At 70.6% G+C, this 23,651-nt stretch carries 25 protein-coding genes and 1 pseudogene; 15 read left to right on the forward strand and 11 right to left on the reverse strand.

Features of this window, described 5'->3' with window-relative positions:
• Positions 1 to 70: 70 nt before the first annotated feature.
• On the forward strand, positions 71 to 364 hold the full coding sequence (locus BAW75_RS02505) for a ferredoxin (RefSeq protein ID WP_043324386.1): 294 nt from the start codon (positions 71 to 73) through the stop codon (positions 362 to 364).
• Between the two features lie 61 nt (positions 365 to 425).
• Here the strand turns inward: BAW75_RS02505 and BAW75_RS02510 are convergent, their stop codons facing one another.
• From BAW75_RS02510 to BAW75_RS02520, 3 genes are all read right to left on the reverse strand, one after another.
• Positions 426 to 998, reverse strand: a complete 573-nt coding sequence (locus BAW75_RS02510; protein WP_043330176.1) for a hypothetical protein — start codon at positions 996 to 998, stop codon at positions 426 to 428.
• Between the two features lie 175 nt (positions 999 to 1,173).
• Positions 1,174 to 2,118, reverse strand: a complete 945-nt coding sequence (locus BAW75_RS02515; protein WP_043324388.1) for a tRNA (adenine-N1)-methyltransferase — start codon at positions 2,116 to 2,118, stop codon at positions 1,174 to 1,176.
• Positions 2,115 to 3,257: a M50 family metallopeptidase gene (locus BAW75_RS02520; RefSeq protein ID WP_402927317.1), complete on the reverse strand. Its 1,143-nt coding sequence runs from the start codon at positions 3,255 to 3,257 to the stop codon at positions 2,115 to 2,117. Before BAW75_RS02520 ends, BAW75_RS02515 begins: the two co-directional genes overlap by 4 nt.
• Before the next feature lie 118 nt (positions 3,258 to 3,375).
• Here BAW75_RS02520 and BAW75_RS02525 point away from each other — a divergent pair, with 118 nt between their 5' ends.
• From BAW75_RS02525 to BAW75_RS02540, 4 genes are all read left to right on the forward strand, one after another.
• Complete coding sequence (locus BAW75_RS02525; protein WP_043324392.1) at positions 3,376 to 4,290, forward strand: RecB family exonuclease; 915 nt, start codon at positions 3,376 to 3,378, stop codon at positions 4,288 to 4,290.
• Positions 4,291 to 4,629: 339 nt separating this feature from the next.
• Complete coding sequence (locus BAW75_RS02530; RefSeq protein ID WP_064446104.1) at positions 4,630 to 5,313, forward strand: response regulator; 684 nt, start codon at positions 4,630 to 4,632, stop codon at positions 5,311 to 5,313.
• 261 nt (positions 5,314 to 5,574) lie between these two features.
• A complete protein-coding gene (locus BAW75_RS02535) occupies positions 5,575 to 6,339 on the forward strand; it encodes an ABC transporter ATP-binding protein (RefSeq protein ID WP_104112477.1) in 765 nt (254 codons plus the stop codon).
• On the forward strand, positions 6,339 to 8,888 hold the full coding sequence (locus BAW75_RS02540; RefSeq protein ID WP_104112478.1) for an ABC transporter permease: 2,550 nt from the start codon (positions 6,339 to 6,341) through the stop codon (positions 8,886 to 8,888). The genes BAW75_RS02535 and BAW75_RS02540 overlap by 1 nt, the downstream gene beginning before the upstream one ends.
• A gap of 43 nt (positions 8,889 to 8,931) precedes the next feature.
• Here BAW75_RS02540 and BAW75_RS02545 read toward each other — a convergent pair whose 3' ends face one another.
• Both BAW75_RS02545 and BAW75_RS02550 read right to left on the reverse strand, forming a co-directional pair.
• A complete protein-coding gene (locus BAW75_RS02545; protein ID WP_104112479.1) occupies positions 8,932 to 9,570 on the reverse strand; it encodes an HAD family hydrolase in 639 nt (212 codons plus the stop codon).
• Positions 9,571 to 9,685: 115 nt separating this feature from the next.
• The gene (locus BAW75_RS02550) at positions 9,686 to 10,426 is read right to left on the reverse strand and encodes a neutral zinc metallopeptidase (RefSeq protein ID WP_104112538.1); all 741 of its coding nucleotides are present in this window, start codon (positions 10,424 to 10,426) and stop codon (positions 9,686 to 9,688) included.
• A gap of 165 nt (positions 10,427 to 10,591) precedes the next feature.
• On the opposite strand from BAW75_RS02550, the gene BAW75_RS02555 reads away from it, so the two are divergent.
• The gene (locus BAW75_RS02555) at positions 10,592 to 10,957 is read left to right on the forward strand and encodes a hypothetical protein (RefSeq protein ID WP_104112480.1); all 366 of its coding nucleotides are present in this window, start codon (positions 10,592 to 10,594) and stop codon (positions 10,955 to 10,957) included.
• 9 nt (positions 10,958 to 10,966) lie between these two features.
• Here BAW75_RS02555 and BAW75_RS02560 read toward each other — a convergent pair whose 3' ends face one another.
• Positions 10,967 to 11,146 (reverse strand): hypothetical protein, encoded by a 180-nt coding sequence (locus BAW75_RS02560; protein WP_043324402.1) that lies wholly within the window; start codon positions 11,144 to 11,146, stop codon positions 10,967 to 10,969.
• Here BAW75_RS02560 and BAW75_RS31950 point away from each other — a divergent pair.
• The 7 genes from BAW75_RS31950 to BAW75_RS02590 all read left to right on the forward strand — a co-directional run bounded on the left by BAW75_RS31950 (position 11,145) and on the right by BAW75_RS02590 (position 14,837).
• Positions 11,145 to 11,324: a hypothetical protein gene (locus BAW75_RS31950; RefSeq protein WP_146074789.1), complete on the forward strand. Its 180-nt coding sequence runs from the start codon at positions 11,145 to 11,147 to the stop codon at positions 11,322 to 11,324. The genes BAW75_RS02560 and BAW75_RS31950 overlap by 2 nt on opposite strands.
• Positions 11,325 to 11,403: 79 nt before the next feature.
• On the forward strand, positions 11,404 to 11,739 hold the full coding sequence (locus tag BAW75_RS02565) for a YnfA family protein (RefSeq protein WP_104112481.1): 336 nt from the start codon (positions 11,404 to 11,406) through the stop codon (positions 11,737 to 11,739).
• A gap of 72 nt (positions 11,740 to 11,811) precedes the next feature.
• The gene (locus tag BAW75_RS02570; RefSeq protein ID WP_420914975.1) at positions 11,812 to 12,813 is read left to right on the forward strand and encodes an RNA polymerase subunit sigma-70; all 1,002 of its coding nucleotides are present in this window, start codon (positions 11,812 to 11,814) and stop codon (positions 12,811 to 12,813) included.
• Between the two features lie 5 nt (positions 12,814 to 12,818).
• Positions 12,819 to 13,499 carry a DUF6069 family protein gene (locus BAW75_RS02575; RefSeq protein WP_244205995.1) on the forward strand — a complete coding sequence of 227 codons (681 nt, stop codon included), beginning with the start codon at positions 12,819 to 12,821 and terminating at the stop codon, positions 13,497 to 13,499.
• A 146-nt stretch (positions 13,500 to 13,645) separates the two neighbouring features.
• Entirely contained in the window at positions 13,646 to 14,047 is a 402-nt protein-coding gene (locus tag BAW75_RS02580; protein WP_069089801.1) for a hypothetical protein, read from the forward strand.
• A gap of 71 nt (positions 14,048 to 14,118) precedes the next feature.
• Positions 14,119 to 14,520, forward strand: a complete 402-nt coding sequence (locus tag BAW75_RS02585) for a hypothetical protein (protein ID WP_104112484.1) — start codon at positions 14,119 to 14,121, stop codon at positions 14,518 to 14,520.
• 110 nt (positions 14,521 to 14,630) lie between these two features.
• Positions 14,631 to 14,837, forward strand: coding sequence for a hypothetical protein (locus tag BAW75_RS02590; protein WP_104112485.1), 207 nt, complete (start codon positions 14,631 to 14,633; stop codon positions 14,835 to 14,837).
• Positions 14,838 to 14,952: 115 nt separating this feature from the next.
• Here BAW75_RS02590 and BAW75_RS32205 read toward each other — a convergent pair whose 3' ends face one another.
• Entirely contained in the window at positions 14,953 to 15,126 is a 174-nt protein-coding gene (locus tag BAW75_RS32205) for a hypothetical protein (RefSeq protein ID WP_167435514.1), read from the reverse strand.
• Entirely contained in the window at positions 15,123 to 15,449 is a 327-nt protein-coding gene (locus BAW75_RS02595) for a hypothetical protein (protein ID WP_244205996.1), read from the reverse strand. The genes BAW75_RS32205 and BAW75_RS02595 overlap by 4 nt, the downstream gene beginning before the upstream one ends.
• A gap of 299 nt (positions 15,450 to 15,748) precedes the next feature.
• On the opposite strand from BAW75_RS02595, the gene BAW75_RS02605 reads away from it, so the two are divergent.
• A complete protein-coding gene (locus BAW75_RS02605; protein WP_104112488.1) occupies positions 15,749 to 15,991 on the forward strand; it encodes a winged helix-turn-helix domain-containing protein in 243 nt (80 codons plus the stop codon).
• Positions 15,992 to 16,313: 322 nt separating this feature from the next.
• Here BAW75_RS02605 and BAW75_RS02610 read toward each other — a convergent pair whose 3' ends face one another.
• Positions 16,314 to 16,625, reverse strand: a complete 312-nt coding sequence (locus BAW75_RS02610; RefSeq protein ID WP_146074790.1) for a hypothetical protein — start codon at positions 16,623 to 16,625, stop codon at positions 16,314 to 16,316.
• 903 nt (positions 16,626 to 17,528) lie between these two features.
• Here BAW75_RS02610 and BAW75_RS33400 point away from each other — a divergent pair.
• The gene (locus BAW75_RS33400) at positions 17,529 to 18,566 is read left to right on the forward strand and encodes an LPO_1073/Vpar_1526 family protein (RefSeq protein ID WP_409074271.1); all 1,038 of its coding nucleotides are present in this window, start codon (positions 17,529 to 17,531) and stop codon (positions 18,564 to 18,566) included.
• A 49-nt stretch (positions 18,567 to 18,615) separates the two neighbouring features.
• Here the strand turns inward: BAW75_RS33400 and BAW75_RS02615 are convergent.
• Positions 18,616 to 19,446 (reverse strand): annotated as a pseudogene (locus tag BAW75_RS02615) (IS5 family transposase); the annotation flags it as partial.
• A 667-nt stretch (positions 19,447 to 20,113) separates the two neighbouring features.
• Entirely contained in the window at positions 20,114 to 23,629 is a 3,516-nt protein-coding gene (gene metH / locus BAW75_RS02630; protein ID WP_208635171.1) for a methionine synthase, read from the reverse strand.
• Positions 23,630 to 23,651 lie beyond the last annotated feature (22 nt).

Genomic DNA, 23,651 nt, shown 5'->3' on the forward strand with positions numbered 1-23,651 from the left:
TGGTCGCGGGGTGGGTACGGGCGTTCGGGTACCGTCGGAGCGTGGGACGGGAGAACATGGGGGGTGCTTCGTGACCGACGTCGCGACCGACCAGTTGCAGGTCTGGGTCGACCAGGACCTCTGCACCGGTGACGGGCTCTGCGTGCAGTACGCGCCGGAGGTCTTCGAGTTCGACGTCGACGGCCTGGCGTACGTCAAGGGCCCCGACGGCGAACTGCGGCAGGCCCCCGGCGCCCGGGTGGACGTGCCGGAGCACCTGCGCCTCGAGGTGATCGACTCGGCGAAGGAGTGCCCGGGCGAGTGCATCCACGTCGTGCGCGGCAGCGACGGCGTCGAGGTGGCCGGCCCGGAGGCCGACGACTGAGGCCCGGACAGCTGCACGACGGGCCGGGGACCACACGTCCCCGGCCCGTCGTTCGTCCGCCTCAGAGCAGGGGCCGGCCGACCACCGAGGCGACCAGCCGGGCGAACTCCTCCAGCCGGGCGATCTGCCCCGCCCCGCCGTCGTCGAGGGTCTTGCCGAAACGCAGCGCGTCGTGCCGGGGCGCGCCCGCCACCTCGTCGCTGGGCGGCGCCTCGTCCAGGGAGCTGAGCAGCAGGTACACGTCGATGCTGTCGACCCGTACGGTGCCGTTCTCGGCCCGCATGAGCCGCCGCCGGCAGCCGACCTCGGTGACGGTGGACAGCGGCACCACCCGCAGCGACGAGGTCATCGCGCCGGGCGGCCCCTCCCCCGGTGGCACGTCCTCGCCGTGCCAGAGCACCAGCCGGCTGCCGTCGCAGACGACGACCTCCTGCCACACGCCGTTCACCTCGTTGACGAACCGTTCCAGCGTGAAGCCGAGCACGGAGGCGCCGCGCAGCACGCCGTCGAGCGCCTCCAGCGCGATGTCCGGGTCGCGCAGGTACGCGCGGGCGGCCGACTCCAGGTCGGTGTAGGGCGACCAGTCCGGGAAGACGGCGGGCAGGTCACCGTTGCCGTAGCCGGGGTTGCTCACGCCGCCTCCCACCGGGCCGCGCCGCCGTGCTGCCACCGGTCCAGGTCACCGGCACGGGCGCGCCGCCCGACGCGCGCCCCGATCCGCTCGCTCATGCCACCGTCTCCACCCGCTCAGGTGTCGTGCCCACCGGCACACATGATCCGCCCGTACGCGCGCGCCCGCGCGTCGGGGGTCAGGACTCCTGCGGCTCCTGCTCCGCGCGGGCCGCGGCGGCGGCGCGCAGGGCGTCGCGGCGCTGCGCGTACGCCTCGGCGCCCTTGCTGGGCTTGCGGCGGCGCGGCGGCGCGGTGACCCCGGGGGCGAGCTTGCGGGCGGAGACCAGGAACGCGGTGTGGGCGATCATCCGGTGGTCCGGGCGGACCGCCAGCCCTTCGGCGTGCCAGTCGCGCACCAGCGACTCCCAGGCGCGCGGCTCGGTCCAGCCGCCACGCTCGCGCAGCGCCTCGACCAGCTCGGACAGCTGCGGCGTGGTGGCCACGTAGCCGATCAGCACGCCGCCGGGCACCAGCGCCCGCTCGACCATGTCGAGCATCTCCCACGGCGTCAGCATGTCCAGGATGATCCGGTCGAAACCGGTCTCGGCGCAGTCGGCGACGTCGCCGACGTGCAGGTTCCAGGCCGGGTGCGGGCCGTTGAAGAACGCCTCCACGTTGCGGCGGGCGATCTGGGCGAAGTCGTCGCGCAGCTCGAACGAGTGCAGCTCGCCCTCGGTGCCGACGGCCCGCAGCAGCGAGCAGGACAGCGCGCCGGACCCGGCGCCGGCCTCCAGCACCTTGGCGCCGGGGAAGATGTCGCCCATGGCGACGATCTGCGCCGAGTCCTTCGGGTAGATCACCTGGGCGCCCCGCGGCATGGAGAGCACGTAGTCCGACAGCAGCGGCCGCAGCGCCAGGAACGCGGTGCCGCCGCCGGCGGTGGTGACCACGCTGCCGTCGGGCAGGCCGATCAGGGTGTCGTGCTTGAGGATCCCCCGGTGGGTGTGGAACTCCTTGCCGGGCTCCAGCGTCACGGTGTGCATCCGGCCCTTGGGGTCGGTCAGCTGGACCCGGTCGCCCGGCCGGAACGGCCCGCGGTGGACCGGGGGCAACGCCGGGACGGTGGAGATCTCTACGGTCACGTGTTCGTCTTCCGTTTGGGTTCCAGGAGCTGGGCGAGATCCGCGATGTGCAGCACGCCGACCACATCTTCGCCTGCCGTCACGACGTACTGCGCGCCCGGGTGGGTGCGTACGGTCTCCAGGACCCGCTCGCCGTCCGCGCCGACCGGCAGGGCCGGCACCGCGGACAGGTCGCGGGCCACCTCGTCCACCGCGACCCACGGCCTCCGTTCCGGGGGTACGGCGGCGGCGCGCGCCGGGTCGACCACGGCGGTGGTACGGCCGGCGGAGTCGACGACGCCCAGCGCCGCGTGCGGGGTGGCCGCCTCGTCGCGGCGGCGCTGGGCCTCGGCCAGCGGCGTGCCGGTGGGCACCGGCAGCAGCGGGCGGGCCAGCCGGGCCAGGTCGACCAGGTGCAGGCGCCGGCCGATACGGGCCAGCCGGATGGACTGGCCGGCGCCGCGCCACAGCGTCAGCGCGACGAGCAGCAGCAGCGGCAGGGCCAGCGGGGCCAGCGCCCGGCGCATGGTGAGCACCACGACCAGCGCCAGCGTGCCCAGCGCGACGGCCCGGCCGACCCAGCCGGCCACCTCGGTGCCGCGGTGCCGGTCGCGGGTGAGCGCCCACACCGCGGCGCGCAGCGCCCGCCCGCCGTCCAGCGGCAGACCGGGCAGGCTGTTGAAGATCGCCACCACGACGTTGCTGACCGCGAGCTGGAAGGCGAGCTGGTGGCCGAGCGTGCCGGCGGGAAGCGCGAGGGTGGCGGCGACCGCGCCGGCGCCGAGTACGGCGGACACGGCCGGCCCGGCCAGCGAGATCAGCAGCTCGATCCGCGGCGTGGGTGCGTCGCGGTCCATCTCGGTGTACCCGCCGAGCAGTTCCAGCGTGATCCCGCGCACACCGATGCCGTAGCGGCGGGCGGTCAGCGCGTGCCCCAGCTCGTGCAGCAGCACCGAGCCGAGCAGCGAGACCACGAAGCCGAACCCGACCAGGTAGCCGCCGAGCGGGCCGAGGTCGAGCTGGCGGCGGGCCAGCGCCGCGTACAGCACCGTGACGACGACGGTGAGCAGCAGCATCGAGGCGTCGACGCGCAGCGGCACCCCGAGCACCCGGCCGAGGCTGAGCCCCGGCCGGCGGGGTCCTCGGCTCCGCTGCTGCACCGGCCCGATGCTACGTGAGCGTGCGCGGCGGGCCGCCGCGGTCACTGAGAGGGAGATCCGATCATGCTCCGGTGCGGCGACGGTGGCGGTGTCACAGGCGTGGCCTAACCTTCCGGGCATGACGGCGGAACCGATGATCGACAGCCACGGCGACCAGACGGCACCGGCGCCGGTCACGGTGCGGGCGTCGCTGTCGCCGTCCCGGGCGGCCGACTTCAAGACCTGCCCGCTGCTCTACCGGTTCCGCAGCATCGACCGGCTGCCCGAGCGGCCGACTGTCGAGCAGGCCCGGGGCACGCTCGTGCACGCCGTGCTGGAGCGGCTGTTCGACCTTCCGGCCGCCGCGCGCACCCCGGAGTCGGCCGGTGATCTGGTCGCGCCGCAGTGGGACCGGCTGGTCACCGAGGAGCCGGAGCTGGCCTCGCTGTTCGCCGACGGCGACACCGCCGGTCCGCAGGAGTTCCTCCGGTCGGCGACGGCGCTGCTGGACGGCTACTTCGCGGTGGAGGACCCGCGCCGGCTGGAGCCGGCCGAGCGCGAGGCGCTGATCTCCGCGGTGGTGGACGACGAGCTGCTCATCCGGGGTTATCTCGACCGGCTCGACGTGGCGCCCGACGGCGCGCTGCGAGTGGTCGACTACAAGACCGGCGGCGCGCCGCGCGAGGCGTTCGAGGCGCGGGCGCTGTTCCAGCTCAAGTTCTACGCCCTGGTGCTGTGGCGCACCCGGGGCGTGGTGCCGCGGGTGCTGCGCCTGCTCTACCTCAAGGACGCCGAGGTCTGCGACTACGCCCCCGACGCCGACGAGCTGGTGCGCTTCGAGCGCACAGTGGTGGCGCTGTGGCGGGCGATCGAGCAGGCCACCGCCCGGCAGGACTTCCGGCCCCGCCCGAGCCGCCTGTGCGACTGGTGCAGCCACCAGGCGCTGTGCCCGAGCTACGGCGGCACGCCGCCGCCGTTCCCGGTGGCCGCCGCCGCGCCCGACCCGCTGGTGGACGCCCGCTCCCGCCCGGTGGCGCCCGGCGCCGACGAGTAACCTCCGGCCCCAGCCGTCGAGTATTCGGCGCTGGCCGGAGGGCGCCCGGGCTGACGCCTGGCCGGACCGCCCCGGACCGGCGGGCCATTCCGCGCATGACCGGCGCGCAGACCGCCCGCTATCCCGCGCGGACCCGGCGCGCAGAGCGCCTGCGATCCCGCGCGGGCCTGAGCGCGCGGAGCCCGGCCAACCTGCGGGATCGGGGCGGCCTGATCGGCGACCGCGCGACCGGTGACCTCTACGGTGGTTACCGCGGCCCGGCTCACGCCGGGCGGATCGCGCGCGTGCCGGCGCCGACGGGTCCCGGCCGGACCGCCGCCCGGACGACGAGGGGGACGCATGACCGACGGCGCCGTGTCCCGGCCGGTGCGGGTTCTGCTCGCCGACGACCAGCCGCTGCTGCGTACCGGATTCCGGATGGTGCTGGGCGCGGAGGACGACCTGGACGTGGTGGGTGAGGCCGGCGACGGCGCGGAGGCGGTGGACCTGGCGCGGCGGCTGCTGCCCGACGTGGTGCTGATGGACATCCGGATGCCGCGGATGGACGGGGTGACCGCGACGCGCGCGATCGTGTCCGCGCGGCTACCGGTTCGGGTGCTGGTGCTCACCACGTTCGAGCAGGACGAACACGTCGTCGGGGCGCTGCGGGCCGGCGCCAGCGGGTTCCTGACCAAGGATGTGCCGGCCGAGGACCTGGTCGCGGCCATCCGCACGGTGGCGGCCGGGGACGCGGCGATGTCCCCGCGCATCCTGCGCCGACTGCTGGACCGCTTCGCCGAGTTGCTGCCCGACCCGGCCGCAGCGCCGGCGCGGGCGCTGGACCCGCTGACCGACCGGGAGCGGGAGGTGCTCACCCACATGGCGCGCGGTCTGTCCAACGCGGAGATCGCCCGGGTGCTGTCGGTCAGCGAGACGACTGTGAAAACCCATGTCGGGCACGTGCTGACGAAGCTACGGTTGCGCGACCGGGTTCAGGCGGTCGTGCTCGCGTACGAGACGGGTCTGGTTCGTCCGGGGCGGTGAGGTGGCGCGGGTCACCTACCGTGACCAGCGGCGGGGCTGATGTGTTGACCATCACGCCGGGTGAGGCTCTAGCGTCGGCGTCGCCGGCCGGTCAGGGGCCACCCTGAGCCCGGATGGGGGTCGACCCTCACCGGAAGATCGGCACGGATTCCACCCCAGGTCGGAGGGCTTTCGGGCTCGCGACCCCGAGGATGGATTCCGCCGCACCGACCAGCGGGGGCGGTGCGGCGTTGAGAACGACAGACGGAAGAGGTACATGACGTGACCGCGACGGTAGGCCAAGAGCAGGCCGCGGCCCGGGCGAACGATGTGTGGAAGGTGTACGGCAGCGGCGAGGCGCAGGTCGCCGCGCTGCGGGGGGTGAGCGCCGAGTTCGAGCGCGGCCGGTTCACCGCGATCATGGGGCCGTCGGGTTCCGGGAAGTCCACACTGATGCACTGCCTCGCGGGTCTGGACACGGTGACCAAGGGCACCGTGATGATCGGCGACACCACTGTGACCGGTCTCAACGACGCCGGTCTGACGAAGCTGCGCCGGGACAAGGTCGGCTTCATCTTCCAGCAGTTCAACCTGCTGCCGACGCTCACCGCGCAGGAGAACATCCTGCTGCCGCTGTCGATCGCCGGGCGCAAGCCCGACCCGGCCTGGTACGACGTCGTGATCGACACGGTCGGCCTGCGGGACCGGCTCGGGCACCGTCCGGCGCAGCTCTCCGGTGGCCAGCAGCAGCGCGTGGCGTGCGCCCGGGCGCTCGTGGCCCGCCCCGAGGTGATCTTCGCGGACGAGCCGACCGGCAACCTGGACTCCCGCTCCGGCGCCGAGGTGCTGAAGTTCCTGCGCAACTCGGTACGCGAGCACGGCCAGACCATCGTCATGGTCACGCACGACCCGACCGCCGCCGCGTACGCCGACCGGGTGGTCTTCCTCGCCGACGGGCAGATCGTCTCGGAGTTGATCGAGCCGACCGCCGAGACGGTGCTGGACACGATGAAGAAGCTGGACGCCCCGGTCGAGGTGGGCAACTGATGCTGCGGGCAACGCTCAAGAGCCTGCTGGCGCGCAAGCTGCGCCTGCTGCTGTCCGGGCTGGCGGTGGTGCTCGGCGTCATGTTCGTCTCCGGCGCGTTCGTGCTCACCGACACGCTCGGGCGTTCCTTCGACGCGGTCTTCGCCGACGCGTACGCCGAGGTCGACGTGAGCGTCGAGGCCAAGCCGAAGATCGACGTCTCCACGGCGGAGGGGATGCCGCTGAGCACTCCGATGCCGGCGTCGGTGCTGGACCGGGTCAAGGCGGTGCCCGGCGTCGCCGACGCCGCAGGCGTGGTGGCCGCCGAGGGCGCCCGGATGATCGGCAGCAACGGCAAGGTGGTCACCTCGTTCGGCCCGCCGCAGCTGGGCCAGAACTGGCTCGGTGAGAGCGACCTGCTGGAGCTGCGCGAGGGCCGCGGCCCGCAGGCCGACGACGAGATCGTGATCAACGCCGCGCTGGCCGAGGCGGGCAAGGTCAAGGTCGGCGACCGGGTCGGCGTGCTGACCCTCGCACCGAAGAAGGAGTTCACGCTCGTCGGCGTGTTCGGCTACAGCGGCGGCCGGGACTCGATCGGTGGCGCGAACGAGGTCTACTTCACCACCCCGGTGGCGCAGCAGCTGATGCTGGGCAAGCCGGACGTGTTCAGCAACATCAGCGTCCAGGCCGCCGACGGCACCACGCCGGCCGCGCTGCGCGACGAGCTGGCCCGCACGCTGGGCGCCGACTACCAGGTCAAGACCGGCGAGCAGCTCGCCGCCGACGCCTCGGCCGGCCTCAAGGAAGGGCTGTCGTTCTTCAACAAGATCCTCCTCGGGTTCGCCGCGGTGGCGCTGCTGGTCGGCACGTTCCTGATCCTCAACACGTTCTCGATCATCGTGGCGCAGCGCACCCGTGAGCTGGCCCTGATGCGCGCGATCGGGGCCAGCGGCAAGCAGGTCATCGGCTCGGTGGTGCTGGAGGCGCTCGCGGTCGGCCTGATCGCCTCGGTGCTGGGGCTCGCCGCCGGCATCGGCGTGGGCGCGCTGCTGGCGTACCTGTTCGGTCAGCTCGCCGGGGGTCTCACCCTGGCCGGGCTGGGCGTGCCCGCCTCGGCGGTCTTCGGCGCGTTCGCGGTCGGCATGCTCATCACTGTGGTCGCCGCGCTGCTGCCCGCGCTGCGCGCCTCGCGCATCCCGCCGATCGCCGCGATGCAGGACGTCGCCACGCCGGACCGGCCGCTGACCAAGGTCACCATCGGCGGTGCCGTGGTCACCGGCATCGGCGCGGTGCTGCTGTTCCTCGGTCTCGGCGGGCACGCCGGCGACAGCACCCTGGCGACCATCCTCGGCGGCGTGCTGTTCGCGTTCATCGGGGTGGCGCTGCTGACCCCGATCATCAGCCGGCCGGTGGTCTCGCTGCTCGGCGCGATGTTCTCCTGGTCGGTGCCGGGCAAGCTGGGCCGGCTCAACTCGGGCCGCAACCCGCGCCGTACCGCGATCACGGCCGCCGCGCTGATGGTGGGCATCGCCCTGGTCACCGGCGTGACGGTGATCCTGGACTCGGCCAAGGGCAGCATCGGCGCGCTGGCCGAGGACACCATCAAGGCGGAGCTGGTGATCTCCGGGTCCACGTCCGGGCCGCGTCCGGCGAGCTTCGACCCGGCGGTGCTGGAGAAGGCCGCGGCGATCCCGGGCGTGCAGATGGTCGACGGCGAGTACGGCGACATGGCAGTGGTCGGCGGCCAGCGGACCTGGGTGGCCGTGTCGAGCAACGTGGCCGCGCTGCAGCAGATCTTCGGGGCGAAGGCCGCCGCCGGTGACATCAGCAAGCTGGCGCCGGACCAGATGCTGGTCAGCTCGGACACCGCGAAGGCACGCAACCTCAGCGTCGGTTCGACGGTGCCGGTGCAGCTGTCCCGTGGCGACGCCCGCACCTACACGGTCAGCGGCATCTACGAGAGTTCTCAGCTGACCAACCCGGTGACGCTGCCGCCGCAGGCAGCGGCGGACTTCGCCATCCCGCAGCCGATCCAGGGTTTCCTGCAGCTCGCCCCCGGCACGTCGGTGGACGCGGTGCAGCCGCAGATCGAGCGGCTGCTGGCGGACAGCCCCGAGGTGTCGGTGGCCGACCGGGCCGGGTTCATCGAGCAGCAGACCGGTCAGCTGGACTCCCTGCTCCAGATGATCCAGATCCTGCTGGCGCTGGCCATCGTGATCGCGGTGCTGGGCATCATCAACACGCTCGCGCTGTCGGTGCTGGAACGCACCCGGGAGCTGGGCCTGCTGCGGGCGATCGGCCTGCGCCGCGCCCAGACCATGCGCATGATCACGGTCGAGGCGGTGGTGATCTCCATCTTCGGCGCGCTGCTCGGCGTGGTGGTCGGCACCGGTCTCGGCGCGGCGGTGGTGGAGGCGCTCAAGGACGAGGGCATCACCGACCTGATCCTGCCCTGGGGTCAGATGGTGACGTTCCTGATCCTCGCCGCGATCATCGGCGTGGTCGCCGCGGTGCTGCCGGCGATCCGCGCCGCGCGGATCAACGTCCTGGGCGCCATCGCCCACGACTGACACAGCAGGAAGGGGCCCCTCTCGGTCGAGAGGGGCCCCTTCGCTACCGGTTGAGCAGCGCCGCGAGCAACTCCAGGTCCGCCCCGAGCAGGCTCTCCATCTGGTGTACGCCGTCGGCGGGCGCGAGCGGCACCTCGGCCGGTACGGCCAGCACCGCCGCACCGGCGGCGAGGGCGCTCGCCACGCCGGTCGGTGAGTCCTCGATCGCCACGCACCGCTCGACCGGCACGCCCAGCAGACGCGCGGCGGTCAGGTACGGCTCCGGGTGCGGCTTGGCCGCGTCCACCTCGTCGCCGCAGACCACCGCGTCGAAGCTGTCCCGGCCCAGCGTGTCGAGGGCCACCTCGACCAGGGACCGGCCGCTGGAGGTGACCAGCGCGGTGGGGATGCCGGCGTCCCGTACCGCCCGCAGCAGCGCCAGCGCGCCCGGACGCCAGCGCAGCCCGGTGCGGAACAGCTCCAGGATCCGGGCGCTGATCCAGTCGGCGCTTTCCTGCACGTCCCGCTCCGGCTGGCCCAGGTCGTCGTGCACGATCCGCATGGCGTCGGCCATCCCGGTGCCGACGATCGCGCGGCGGGCGTCGTCGGACAGGACACCGCCGTACACGGCGGCCAGTTCCTGCAACGCGACGTCCCACAGTTTCTCGCTGTCGACCAGGGTGCCGTCCATGTCGAAGAGCACGGCGGCGGGGTGCTTGCTGCTCAGCGGGGGCCTCCTTCGATACGGGTACCCCGCCGATCCTGCCAGCCGCGCCGGGCCCGCCCGTCACCGTCCCCGCCCCTGGTGACCCGCGGCATCACCCGAGACCGCACGCGCCCAGCGACTTCTCGTATCCCCGGAAGAACGAATCGCTGCGCTGCTCGGCGGTGCCGTGCGAGCCCTCGGCGAACCACGGCTGGTCGGGGTCGTCGCCGACCGCCAGCAGCCCTTCCCGGAACTCCTCCAGGTCGCCGTCCTCCAGCTCCAGCACCCCGGCGCGCACGCTGTCCCCGAGGTACGCCCCGGCCATGCAGTCGGCCTGTAGCTCCTGCTGGATGGTGAAGTTGTAGCGGATGCCGAGCCGCACCTGCATGCCGTGGGCGTACTCGTGGCCGAGCAGGTAGAACAGGAACGCGTCGCCGATCTGCCGGAACGCCGCCACCGACCAGTTCACGTCGTAGGCGATGAAGTCGCCGGCCGAGCAGTACACCGCGTTGTTGCGCGGCAGGCCCTGCCCGGCACAGGCCACCTCGCCCTCCCGGCTGTAGGCCACCACCCGCCGGATCGGGGTGAACCGCTGACCGGAGGCGCGGAACTGCTGCGCCCAGTACCGTTCGGCCAGCCGGACCGCGTCCTCGATGTCCTGCTTGAACTCGGCGACGCTCGTGGTGCCGTCCGCCCGGGTGGTCTGCGACTCGGGCTGCGCGCTGCGCGGGGGTGCGGGCTGCTGCGGCTCGCCCTGGTCGACGCCGCCGGCCATGCAGCCGGCCGCGACCAGCGCGGCCACCACCAGCCCGACGATCGGCCCGCGCCCCTGACGTCCCGCCCTGTCCCCCACCATGACCTCCCGGTTTTCGTACCCGTGTCCCGCAGCAGTACCCCCGGCGGACGCCGGTGATGCTCACCGGCTCACACGCACGGCCGCCGGGAAACGTTCACCGGGCGACGGCGTCCCGGGCGCCCGCGCCGGTCACGCTGGATCGGCCCGGGTACCGTCGCCGGGATGGAGCCGCACCCGTCGTACGCCGGAATTGTCTACTGGCGACGTAGCCTCTGGAACGGCCTGCGGTGCGTGCCGGTGCTGATGACCCTCGACGAGGGCCGGCTGGCGGCCGGCGACCGGCGCGGCGCGGAGGTGTTCGCCGCGCCCGTCGGGCAGGTCGAGGCCCGGGGAACGATCTTCGGCACGATGCTGCTCACCGTCGGCGGCCACCGGTACGCCCTGGTCGGCGTGGGCGCCACCGTCTCACCGTCACCGAGCAGGGAACAACTGCGGCGGCTGGACGAGCTCACCGCCCGCGCCGAGCCGGTGCCCGACCTCGCGTCCTGGTGGGAGACGCTGGCGCGGGCCGGCGTGACGGTGCGCTGAGCGGCGTGGTCAGTCCAGGCCGCGCATGATGTGCGGTTCGCCGTCGTCGTCGCCGAAGCAGCGGTGCAGCACCTGGGCACGCGCCCACAGGTCCAGGCTGCTCGGCGGTCCGACCGGCCCGGTGCCGGCGGGCGCGCTCAGCACGGGAGCCGGGTCCGGCGGGACCTGCGACGTCACCTCGTCGGTCATGTCCGCCCCTTTCGTCGTACCCATGCTCGCCCTCGGGCGTTTCCGCCACGTCAACGCCGACGGCGGGGGCGTGGACGCCGCGCCTGATCCGGCGTCGGCCCGTACTCCGGTGACGGTAGTCCGCCGGGCCGCCGAGCACAGCCGTATTCCCGACGTCGCCGCAGGTGGCGGCCGGTGATCACGCCTGCGGACCGGGCGGGCCGCAGGTGTCGCCGCGCCGGGCGTCGCGACCCTCGCGCCCGGCTACGGTCTGACGCATGACTGTCGTCCGGTCCATCCTGCTGTTCCTGCTCGCCGCGCTCGCCGAGATCGGCGGCGCCTGGCTGGTGTGGCAGGGCTGGCGGGAGAACCGCGGCCTGCTCTGGATCGCCGCCGGGGTGATCGCGCTCGGCGCCTACGGATTCGTCGCCACGTTCCAGCCGGACCCGAACTTCGGCCGCATCCTCGCCGCCTACGGCGGCGTGTTCGTCGCCGGGTCGCTCGCCTGGGGCATGGTCGTCGACAAGTTCCGGCCCGACCGCTACGACCTCGCCGGCGCGGCCATCTGCCTGGTCGGCGTCGCGATCATCATGTACGCGCCGCGCGCGAGCTGACGGCGCGGTGATGAGTTTCCGCGCCCGTTCCCGTCACACAGACGACGGGACACGACGACGCGGGAGGATGACGTGATGGGTGCGGAGCCACGGCGGGCGGAGCTGGGCGTACGCGATCTGGGTGAGGTCGACGAGCCGGCGTTCGCCGGGCTGGCGCAGCGGCACCGGCGGGAGCTGCACGTGCACTGCTACCGGATGCTCGGATCGTTCGAGGACGCCGAGGACACCGTCCAGGAGACGTTCCTGCGCGCCTGGCGGCGGCGCGAGACGTTCGCCGGCCGCTCCACGTTCCGGGCCTGGCTGTACCGCATCGCCACGAACGCCTGCCTGGACCTGCTGGCCAAGTGCCGGCCCGAGCCCGCGACCGGCGGCGAGGTGCGGTGGCTGCAGCCCTACCCGGACCGGCTGCTCGACGAACTGCCCGCGGCCGGCGCGGACGAGCCGGAAGCCGTCGCGGTGGCGCGGGAGACGATCGAGCTGGCGTACCTGGTCGCGGTGCAGCACCTCGCGCCACGCCCGCGTGCCGTGCTGATCCTGCGCGACGTACTCGGCTGGCCGGCCAAGGACGTCGCGGAACTCCTGGGCGACTCGGTCAACTCGGTGAACAGCGCGTTGCAGCGCGCCCGCGCCGGCATGCGGGAACACCTGCCCGCGCAGCGGCAGGACTGGACCGGCGACGAGACCGACACCCGCACCCGCGAGCTGGTACGCCGCTTCACCGACGCCGCCGTCGCCAAGGACGTCGCCGCTCTCGCCGCCATGATGCGCGACGACGTGCGCTGCTCGATGCCCCCCACCCCGGGGCTGCAGATCGGCCGGGACGCGGTGGTCGCCGACTGGGTCGCGGACGGCTTCGAGAGCCTGGGCAGCATGCGGGCCGTGCCCACCGCCGTGAACCGGCAGCCCGCCGTCGCGTTCTACCTGTGGCAGGAGAGCGACGGCGCGTACCTGCCGCTCACCGTCGACGCCCTGCGCGTCACCGGCGGGGCGATCACCGAGATCGTCACGTTCCACGCCGACCAGTTCCCGCGCCTCGGGCTGCCCGAGCGCCTGCCGGCCGACCGTACCCCGTAGTGCCGGTGCGGACGCTCGCGCTGCCCGGCGGCGCGCGCGTCGCGGTGGTCGCGGCCCAGTGGCAGCACGCGTACGGCGTGGTCACACGCGGACGGGTGCAGCTGGAGCTACGCGACGGCGCGCCCGGGCCGGTCCTGCGCCGCGACGCCGGTTTCTGGCTGCGCGACACCGGAGTACGCGCGCTGCGCAACCCCGGCCGTCGTACCGCGACGGTACGAGTCCTGACCCCCGACTTCTGGAGGAGCGACATGATCAGCAGCACCGGCACCGGCGTGGGCTCTCGCCGTTCGCACGGCTTCCGGCGGCTCGCCGTCACCGGCGTCGTCGCCACACTCGGCGCGATGACTGCAACCACGCTCGGCGCGGCGCTCGCGCGGGCCGCCGGCGTCGACTTCGCGATCCCGGACGGCGGTGACGAGGCCATCCCGCTCGGCGGCTTCACCGTGGTGACCGGATTCTTCTCCCTCGTCGGGGTCGTCATCGCCGCCGTACTGCTGCGGTTCAGCGCGCGTCCCGCGTCGCGGTTCGTGTGGACGGCGGTGGCGCTGACCGCGCTGTCGCTGGCGCCGCCGTTCCTCGTCGGGGCCGCCGCCACGACGAGCGTCACGCTGGTCGCGCTGCACCTGGTCGCGGCGGCGGTGATGATCCCCGCCCTGACGCGAAGCCTGGGCGCGAGGACCGACTGACACTCCGCTCCCGGTGAGTGGGCTGGGCCACAAAACATTCTCGATTCGCAGGGTTCGATCGAAGACGTGCGGGCACTCCGATATGGACCGAACGCCGGGCGCCGCCAGTCGGCGCCCGGCGCCACGTTCGACCGAGAGGTGACACCATGACCTTCCGCGCCAGGCTCGTCGGAGCCGCACTCGCCGGGACGCTCGCCGCCGGTGCATCGGCACTGGCTGGGGCCTCCGCGGCCAGCGCGCAGGCCGAACCCTGCGTTCAGCGCATCGCCGTGGTGAACAACGCCGCCTTCGTGATGTCCTTCAGCGTTCAGGCGAGCAACGGTCTGGAGACGGCGAACACCGACAACTACCCGATCAACCAGTCGCGGACGATCGATCTCACCACCACGGCGCTGCCGGTCGGCGCCGACGTCCGCCCGGTGGTCGACGCGGTGGCCGGCGCGACGCGGACCCCGAGCAGCTTCGTGTCGTACTGCGAGAACGGGCAGACCGCCACGTACTCGGTGACCGGGACGACGTACGACTACTCGGTCACGCTGATCGGCTGACCGGCACGTCGACGCTTCGGGGCGTCCGCCGCCATGGCGGGCGCCCCGCGCTCGTACGCTACTTTGACCGGGTGCCCGTACCCCGGCTGATTCCCATCGCGCACGAGCCCGGCCACCGGACGGACACGATCGGCCGCTACGACGAAGGGCTGTTCCTCGCCTCGGCGTGGGACCACCACGCGTACGTGCACCTGTTCGACCACGACGGGACGTACCGGAACTCGACCATTACGCGGGTTCCGCATCGAGGCGCGCTGAGCGAGGCGCTCGACGGGCTGCTCGCGAGCCTGCCCGGCAGGTCGTACGGCGACATCGCCGTACGACCGTTCCAGACCCGTCAGGACGGCGTCGTGTTCGGTCTGGTCGACGAGTCCGGCGACCGGGCAGGCGACGGCAGCCACGTCGACTGGGTCGAGCTGTATCCGGATCGCCTCGGATTCCACGAGCCATGGGACGGCCTCTACGACACGTGACGGTTGGCGTTGTGGTCCTCACAGGTCGGAGCTCCGCCAACCGCTCGTTGACGCCGACCCGTTCGTCTTGCCGGTCAGGGTGCGAGGAAGAAGTACGCCACGACACCCTTGTGATCGGAGTTCGTGTCCCCGGCGGTGCGGGCGAGAACATCAAGGCGCTGTCCCTGTACCTCGACCACGCCGACCTAAGCTTCACGCTGCGGGTCAACACCTACCTACTGCCGACAAGCGAGGACCGCGCCCGCCGAGTGATTGAGCTTCTGCCGTGCCGGGTAACCATCGGTCACACATCGGGCATGGTGACCGCTTCGGTGTGAACTGTCGGCGAGCCGGTCGGATCAGATCCGATGCGACGTCAGGCAGCCTGTTGGTGTACTGCTCGGCCGGGTTCGGCTGGCACGGTTGCTGTACTTCGCTGCTGTACTGCTGGCCTCAGATCAGACGCTGGATGCGGACCTTCGGGCGCTCATTTCTGAGGTGGCCTTGCTTGTGCTGGCGGACCTGCTCCTCCCAGACCTCCTGGTCGTAGTCCAGGTCCGGCGGGGTCCACCTGTGGGAGCCGTCGCTGTAGTGGAACTTTTCGTCGCCGGGTCGCAGGATGCTCATCGGGTCCAGCCGAGAAATCGGTGGTGCAGGTGGCCGGCGGGAACGTGGGCCAGGTCCTGGGCGGCGTCGACGAGCTGGGCGGCAAGGTAGAGGGCCAGCGACACGGGGGCGCGGTCATAGTCAGCGCGCAGTTCCCGCCGCCGAGTTTGGCAGGGCCACTCTCCCGCACAACCGCCGCAGGTCCAGGCCGGTTTGATCGGGTGGTGGGTCGTCATCGCGGGCCGTCCTGGCTGGGCCAGTGGCCGCGGTTGATCGGGATGCGGTGGCGGCTTCGGCAGGGCAAGCTGCTTCCGCAGCGGCAGACGTGCTGCCAGTGCCGCCATGACCAGACGGGCCGATGACGGCGGGCGAGGGTGAGCGCCACCGCCGGGACGTACTCGTCATAGGAGACGCGCTTCATCGGCTTGCCGGAGCCGTTGGGGCGACTCTTCGCCGCGTCATGGGATCGGAAGGGAGCACTGCCGTCTCCTCGTGCCGCAGGTGTCCGGGGGCGTGGATGCCCGATCACGGGGGATGCGCCGGACATCCACGCCGGTGAGGACGGCCCACAGCGCCAACCGGGGGAATCGACCTCCTCGGCAACCTCCCACAGGTACCGTTGGGTAGTCAAGGGCTGACGTAGGTGGTCTACTCGTGTTGCCAACCGAGGGGAACACCGTGCCACCGCTACGAGCAGATCGCCGACGACCTCGCCGAACGCATCGCTACCGGCGAGTTCCCGCCGGGCTCCAAGCTGCCCAGCCGTCGAGAGTTGATCGAGCACTACGGCGTAACGGAGCCCGTGATCGACCGCGCCATGCAGGTGCTACGGATCAAGGGCATGACCGAGACCCTGCCGGGCGTAGGCGTCTTCGTCGCCGAATAATCGCCCAAGGTCCGCCAGCCGGCCTGGACCCCTCGCTTGTAAGTTCTGGGCGCTTCGTCTGGTGGCGTCCATCCGCGTACGCGACCTCGGGCGACTGTCCGCGCTCGGCAGCCGGCGGCCGTCCTCGTTCATCCCGTTGCTGTCACCGTTGCTGTCGCCGGCCGCTATGCCTCCGACTCGGGAGTCATAGTGTCGAAGCCCGCTTGCTCGGTGTAGAGGATCGCAGCCCACCGGTCGAAGGTGAGCCTGTGAATGGCTCGCACGATCGCCCAGTCCAGCAGGTAGCCAGACGTAGCGACCTCCGCGAGCGTGTCACAGAAGGTCAGGTCAACGGGCCCCCTTGGTCAAGCCCGTGATCGATGGCGCTCTTGACGGCATCGGGTTGGGTAACCAAACGCAGGACAATAGGAGACGTTTGCTCGCCGGCGGCCACGGCCGTCGGATATCGGTCGCGGGCTTCCGCAACAACGTCGCGGTCGCTGGACAGCTCGTACGATGCCCAACCGACACCATCCCCAGCCGGCGTAGCAGCCACCACCGGGTACCGCCTTCGAATCTCCGCGACCAGCTCGTCCAGGAGGCGCTGCGCCACTGGCTCGCCGGACCGCATGAACAAGGTCATCACTTCCGCCACGCAGACATCCTTGCTCAGCCTGCACACCACTGGCACGCAGACGAACCCACCCTCAGCTTGGGAATCCGGTTGAGTCGCCGCTCATGGTCCCGGTAAAGGCTGGTCGTGGGTGCTCGGGCGGTCCGACCCAGCGCTGCGACGGACCTCCGCTGGCCCGTGTTGACCGCTGTATCGGGCACGTATCGGGCACAGACTCAGGTGAAGCCATGCTTGAACCTCTGTCTTGCAAAGGCTGCTCGGGACCATGGAGGCTCGGCAATCGATGTCAAGGACTGACTGTGAGCATGGTGGGGCCGGCTCGGAAGTGGTGAGCTGCTAGTCGGCAGCGGTAGGGGTGACTCTAGGTCTGACTGGCTTTATCTTCAGGGACTTTGCTGTCCTGAACCAGCGGGCTGGTGTGCCGTTGTCGAACTTCTCGCCGACTTCCGCTGTCTGGCGACCGCCAGTCGCCCATCCCCCGGCCGAATCCCGCCGGGGTTGCGGACTGCACTTTTCGACCACTGCTGATGGCTGGCGACCCTCGTCGATGAGCAGATGCGGGGCACCGTTGGTTCACCCTGAGGGCCGGCCACATCGAGGCTCATGCTGCCTCCCTGCTGCATCGCTGCACGACGCCTAGCTGCTTACAGCTGCGGTTCCCACTATGCTGACCCTCTCAGGGTGCGTGGGAGGGATGAGGATGGACTGGCTTTTTCAAGGCCTCGGAACGCTGCTCGTGGGCATCATCCTCGGGGCTACCGGTGATCGGTTGTACATTAACGCAAGTCGCAAGAAGAGCCTACGGATGACCCAAAAGGCGGGCCGCAACTCAAACCTGTCCCAGGTTGGGCGTGACTCTTACACGTCCGTAGATCCCCAGTTTCAAAGGTCGGGCGGAAGTGAGCAAGATAGCGAGGTTTAGGAGTGGGGGATCGCCTAGTTCAGCGAGGGGGAGACAATTCCACACTCTATCAGGCAAGCGTTGCCCACTATGGGATTTCATACGCAGACGCAAAAGAGATCGCGCTCGACGTCTTTCAAAAGAACTTCCTTCAACTATCGGAAGAGGCTGCCGAAGTGGCGGCGCGTCGAGCCGAGGCGGCCACCGAAGCCTTTTTTAAGCAATTGCAAAGCAAATATCCTGAGGCTATCGCGGCAGCACGTGAGCCAGGCTTCCAGCGAGCGCTATTCTCAGTGCAACTCAATGCCGCATGTTCAGAAGACGGAGCAATGGATGGGCTGCTAGTAGAGGTCTTAGTAGAACGCGCAAACGAGATTGGGAAATCGCTCCGACGCATCGTCCTCGACGAAGCCCTCCTCACTATCCCCAAGATTACCACAGCCCAGATGGAGACGCTGTCACTATGCTTCTACCTGAAACAAGTTGCACACTCGGGCTTCTCGCACTCGCATGACAGTGCACTGGAAGCCTTGCACCAGATGCTTAGGATCTGCGTTGCACCCTTCCAAGATGCTGCAATTTCTCTGAAGGAACTTCGCCACTTACAGTACGCCGGGTGTATTTCTATATCCGCTGGCTCTTCCACTGTCGGCGAGACGTATGCGAGAACGTATCCTGGCTTGTTCTGCAATCCCATTAATCCCCATTCCGTCAAGGACGTACTGCGGCCTGCCTTTATTCCACATCCCGAACATCGTGCCAGCCTTCGAATACCGGTTGTCAAACGCGAGGATCTCGACCCCTACCTTGAAGGAAAGGGCATGATCGAGCATCGTTCCGACATCGAAAGCATTCTGTCCGCGAACTCAATGCCCCACAATCTTGTTCTCGACAAGTTGTGCGAGGCGGGCGGAGCGGTGGAGACAGTCCTTCGGAAATGGGAAGCCGACCCCCGCAACATGAGCTACGTTGAGCTAACGTCCGTAGGCACAGCGATCGGTCACGCCAATCTGGTACGTGCGACCGCATTCTCAACGCCGTTAGAAGTTTGGATTCCCTGAGAGGACGTCTGATTCGCGTATTTTGCATGTGTTGTGGTTTTAGGGGTTCTCGCCGGGTTGGGGTGGTTTCGGTGGTGAGGCGTTTGGCGAGGTTGTCGATCATGGCGAGGGTGATCATGCTGGCGGAGTTGTCGGGGCGGGTTTCGTAGTCGCGGACGAGTCGGCGGTGGTGCATGAGCCAGCCGATGGTGCGTTCGACGACCCATCGGCGTTTGACGACGCTGAAGCCTTTGATCTGTGGGTCTTTGGTGACGATCTCAACGTCGACGCCGAGGGCGGCGCCGTGTTCGACGACACGGTTTTTGAAGCCGGCGTCGACCCAAGTTTTGGCCAGGGTGGGGTAGGTGGTGGCCTGGTCGAGCAGGTCGATGCCGATGGTGTTGTCGCTGGCGCTGGCGGCGGTGACGATGACGGCGAGGAGCAGGCCGAGGGTGTCGGTGATGATGCCCCGTTTGCGGCCGACGATCTTCTTCCCTGCGTCGGTGCCTTGGGTGGACAGTGGGACGTTGGTGGAGGTCTTCACACTTTGGCTGTCCATGATGGGTGCGATGGTGCGGCCGTGGTGGTCGCGGACGAGGCCGGTGAGCTGGTAGTTGAGTTCGGTGAAGATGCCTTCCTTGCTCCAGGCGGCGAAGTAGCCGTAGACCGTCGCGTGGGGCGGGAAGTCGTGGGGCGGGAAGTCGTGGGGCAGGTAGCGCCAGGCGATGCCGGTGCGGTTGACGTACAGGATGGCGTTGAAGATGTCGCGCAGGTCGTGGCTGGGGGCGCGGCCGCTGACGCCGGCGTCGGTGCGGGCCTGCCGCCAGGCGGTCAGGCGGGGTGCGATCAGCGCCCACCGGGCGTCGGACAGGTCGGACGGATAGGGTCGCCGTGCGGTCATGACTCAGGCGTACGGTGCCGGGACGCGGGCTCGACGGACTTCATGTCCGTCGATGTCGGGGTAAAAGTGAATTAGACACGATCGCGGGCGGAATGCGCTGATTCCGGTCAGGGATGAATCGACCGGGATGCATCATTTCCCGGTCAAGTCGGGCACTTGCACCCCTCGATTACTCGAGACGCAAATCGGCCGCTACTGACGTGAAGATGAAGCAAACGTCCAGTAAGGGGTGCGGGCGGCGAAGTCGGCGCGGAGGGCGATGTAGACGTCGCGGACGATGTAGCGCCTGAGGTAGCGGAGGAATTCTTGCTTGTTGAGGCCTTCGGTGATGCGTCACTGCTGGTAGGCGTGAGTGCGTGGGTCGTAGCGCAGGCGGTAGAGGGCGATGGTGTGCAGGGCGTGGTTGGTGCCGCAGTCGCCTCCTCCGGATCGTGCAGCCGGGCCGGCAACGGAAGATCATCAACGGGCACGCCGATGAGGGTAGTCCGGGGTAAGCCTCCGAGCACCACGCTGCGCGTCTACACCCACCTCCTGCCGAGCAGCGAGGACCGCACCCGCCGAGCGATCGACGCCGCCTTCGGGCACGGCCCGACCGACCCCGACGGCCTGGCGACGGCCCAGCCGGGTGCCGGAAGAGTGTTTGCGCAGCTCAGGAAGGGTGACGGCGTCACTTGGCGTTGAAGTAGCTCGCCTCCGGGTGGTGCACCACGATCGCGTCGGTGGCCTGCTCCGGCACCAACTGGAACTCCTCCGACAACTGCACCCCGATCCGCTCGGCCCCCAGCAGCTCCACGATCTTCGCCCGGTCCTCCAGGTCCGGGCAGGCCGGGTAGCCGAACGCGTACCGGCAGCCCCGGTAGTCGGTGCGCAGCAGACCGGCCAGGTCGGCCGGGTCGTCGTCGGCCACGGTGCCGCCGCCGGGCAGCACCAGCTCGGCGCGGATCCGCCGGTGCCAGTACTCCGCGAGGGCCTCGGTGAGCTGCACCGACAGGCCGTGCACCTCCAGGTAGTCGCGGTACTCGTTGCCGGCGAACATCTTCGCCGTGTACTCGCTGATCGGCTGCCCGACGGTGACCAGCTGCAACGCCACCACGTCGAGCTGGTCGCCCTTGGGCCGGAAGAAGTCGGCCAGGCACAGCCGCCGCTCCTGCCGCTGCCGGGGGAAGGAGAACCGGGCCCGCTCGCTGTGCCCGTTCTCGTCCAGCACCACCAGGTCGTTGCCCTCGGAGTACGCGGGGAAGTAGCCGTACACCACGGCCGCCTCCAGCACCTGGTCGGAGATCAGGCGGTCCAGCCAGTACCGCAGCCGGGGCCGGCCCTCGGTCTCGACCAGTTCCTCGTACGACGGGCCCTTGCCGCCGCGGGCGCCGCGCAGCCCCCACTGGCCCAGGAACGTGGCCCGCTCATCCAGCAGCGCCGCGTAGTCGGCCAGCGGCACGCCCTTGACGACGCGGGTGCCGAAGAACGGCGGCTTCGGCACCGCCACGTCCACCGCCACGTCGGAGCGGACCGAAGCGTCGTCCAGTTCGGGCAGGGCCTCGCGCACCTGCGCGCGCTGCCGCTCGCGGCGCTCCCGGCGGGCCGCCAGCGCCGCCTCGCGCTCCGGGTCGACCACCGGCGCGCCGCCGCGCTTGGCCCCCATCACGCGGTCCATCAGGGACAGCCCTTCGAACGCGTCGCGGGCGTAGTGCACCTGACCCGGGTAAATCGACCGCAGGTCGTCCTCCACGTACGCGCGGGTCAGCGCCGCACCGCCGAGCAGCACCGGCCAGCGCTCGGCCACGCCGCGGGAGGCCATCTCGGCCAGGTTCTCCTTCATGATGACGGTGCTCTTGACCAGCAGGCCGGACATGCCGATCGCGTCGGCGCGGTGTTCCTCGGCCGCGTCGAGGATCGCGTTGATCGGCTGCTTGATGCCGATGTTGACCACGTCGTAGCCGTTGTTGGACAGGATGATGTCGACCAGGTTCTTGCCGATGTCGTGCACGTCGCCCTTCACCGTGGCGAGCACGATCCGGCCCTTGCCGTCGTCGTCGGTCTTCTCCATGTGCGGCTCCAGGTACGCCACCGCGGTCTTCATCACCTCGGCGGACTGGAGCACGAACGGCAACTGCATCTGGCCGGAGCCGAACAGCTCGCCGACCACCTTCATGCCGTCCAGCAGCAGGTCGTTGATGATGGACAGCGGCGTACGCCCCTGCGCCATCGCCGTGTCCAGGTCGGCCTCCAGGCCGTTGCGCTCACCGTCGATGATCCGCCGCTTGAGCCGCTCGTCCAGCGGCAGCGCGGCCAGTTCCTCGGCCCGGGTGGCGCGCGCCGCCGCCGCGTCCACGCCCTCGAACGCCTCGATGAACCGCTGCACCGGGTCGTATCCCTCGCGGCGCCGGTCGTACACCAGGTCGAGCGCCACCTCGCGCTGCTCGTCCGGGATCCGCGACATCGGCAGGATCTTGCTGGCGTGCACGATCGCCGAGGTCAGCCCGGCCTGGGCGCACTCGTGCAGGAACACCGAGTTGAGCACCTGCCGGGCCGCCGGGTTGAGGCCGAACGAGACGTTGGAGATGCCGGCGGTGAAGTTGACGCCCGGATAACGGGCCGCGATCTCCCGGATCGCCTCGATCGTCTCGATGCCGTCGCGGCGGGTCTCCTCCTGCCCGGTGGCGATCGGGAACGTCAGCGCGTCGATGAGGATGTCCTCCCGACGCATCCCCCACCGGCCGGTCAGGTCGTCGATCAGCCGGGAGGCCACCCGTACCTTCCATTCGCGGGTGCGGGCCTGGCCCTCCTCGTCGATGAGCAGCGCCACGACGGCGGCGCCGTGCTCCTTGACCACCGGCATGACCCGCGCGTAGCGGGAGTCGGGGCCGTCGCCGTCCTCGAAGTTGACCGAGTTGACCACGCACCGGCCGCCGAGCATCTCCAGGCCGGCCTCGATCACCGCCGGTTCGGTGGAGTCCAGCACGATCGGCAGCGTCGACGCGGTGGCGAACCGGCCGGCCAGCTCCCGCATGTCCTGCGTGCCGTCGCGGCCCACGTAGTCGACGCAGAGGTCGAGCAGGTGCGAGCCGTCCCGGGCCTGGCTGCGGGCGATCTCCACGCAGGCCTGCCAGTCCCCGGCGAGCATGGACTCGCGGAACGCCTTCGAGCCGTTGGCGTTGGTCCGCTCCCCCACCATCAGGATGCTGGCGTCCTGGGCGAACGGCACGTGGTGGTAGATCGAGGAGACCCCGGCCTCCGGCTTCGGCTCCCGCGCCACCGGCGCCCGCCCGCCGAGGCGCTCCACCAGCACCCGGATGTGCTCCGGGGTGGTGCCGCAGCAGCCGCCGATCAGGCCCACGCCGTAGTCGGTGAGGAACTGCTCCAGGGCGTCGGCCAGCTCGTCCGGGCTGAGCGGGAAGTACGCCCCGTCGGCCGTGAGCACCGGCAGGCCCGCGTTCGGCATCACCGAGATCGGGATGCGCGAGTGCTGCGCCAGGTAGCGCAGGTGCTCGCCCATCTCCGCCGGGCCGGTCGAGCAGTTGAGCCCGATCAGGTCGACGCCGAGCGGCTCGATCGCGGTCAGCGCCGCGCCGATCTCGCTGCCCAGCAGCATCGTGCCGGTGGTCTCCACCGCCACCTGACAGATGATCGGCACGTCCCGGCCCGCCTCGGCGCGGGCCCGCTTCGACCCGACCACCGCCGCCTTGACCTGGAGCAGGTCCTGGCAGGTCTCGATGATCAGCGCGTCCGCCCCGCCGGCGATCAGGCCGGCGGCGTTCTCCTGGTACGCGTCGCGCAGCGAGGCGTAGGTCGCGTGCCCGAGCGTGGGCAGCTTGGTGCCCGGGCCCATCGCGCCGAGCACGAACCGGGGGTGCTCCGGCGTCGCGTACTCGTCGGCGGCCTCCCGCGCGATCCGCGCGCCCGCCTCGGACAGCTCCCGGATGCGGCCGGGGATGCCGTACTCGGCGAGGTTGGGCAGGTTCGCGCCGAACGTGTTGGTCTCCACGCAGTCCGCGCCGGCGGCCAGATAGGCGTCGTGCACGCCGCGGACCACGTCCGGCCGGGTCACGTTGAGGATCTCGTTGCAGCCTTCGAGGCCGTCGAAGTCGTCAAGGGTGAGATCGGCGGCCTGGAGCATCGTCCCCATCGCGCCGTCCGCGATCAGGATCCGATCGGCCAGCAGGTCACGCAACGAAATAGGCACATGGCCCAGGTTAGTGCGCCCG

It is taken from the genome of Micromonospora chalcea (genome assembly GCF_002926165.1).
GTDB classification, from domain to species: domain Bacteria; phylum Actinomycetota; class Actinomycetes; order Mycobacteriales; family Micromonosporaceae; genus Micromonospora; species Micromonospora chalcea.

Excerpts from the sequence above, each read along its gene's own strand:
- BAW75_RS02555 (WP_104112480.1), top strand. The coding sequence starts at position 10,592 with ATGGAGCCGCACCCGTCGTACGCCGGAATTGTCTACTGGCGACGTAGC.
- BAW75_RS02530 (WP_064446104.1), top strand. The coding sequence starts at position 4,630 with ATGACCGACGGCGCCGTGTCCCGGCCGGTGCGGGTTCTGCTCGCCGAC.
- BAW75_RS02525 (WP_043324392.1), top strand. The coding sequence starts at position 3,376 with ATGACGGCGGAACCGATGATCGACAGCCACGGCGACCAGACGGCACCG.
- BAW75_RS31950 (WP_146074789.1), top strand. The coding sequence starts at position 11,145 with ATGTCCGCCCCTTTCGTCGTACCCATGCTCGCCCTCGGGCGTTTCCGC.
- BAW75_RS02540 (WP_104112478.1), top strand. The coding sequence starts at position 6,339 with ATGCTGCGGGCAACGCTCAAGAGCCTGCTGGCGCGCAAGCTGCGCCTG.
- BAW75_RS02595 (WP_244205996.1), bottom strand. The coding sequence starts at position 15,449 with ATGGCGGCACTGGCAGCACGTCTGCCGCTGCGGAAGCAGCTTGCCCTG.
- BAW75_RS32205 (WP_167435514.1), bottom strand. The coding sequence starts at position 15,126 with ATGAGCATCCTGCGACCCGGCGACGAAAAGTTCCACTACAGCGACGGC.
- BAW75_RS02560 (WP_043324402.1), bottom strand. The coding sequence starts at position 11,146 with ATGACCGACGAGGTGACGTCGCAGGTCCCGCCGGACCCGGCTCCCGTG.
- BAW75_RS02565 (WP_104112481.1), top strand. The coding sequence starts at position 11,404 with ATGACTGTCGTCCGGTCCATCCTGCTGTTCCTGCTCGCCGCGCTCGCC.
- BAW75_RS02580 (WP_069089801.1), top strand. The coding sequence starts at position 13,646 with ATGACCTTCCGCGCCAGGCTCGTCGGAGCCGCACTCGCCGGGACGCTC.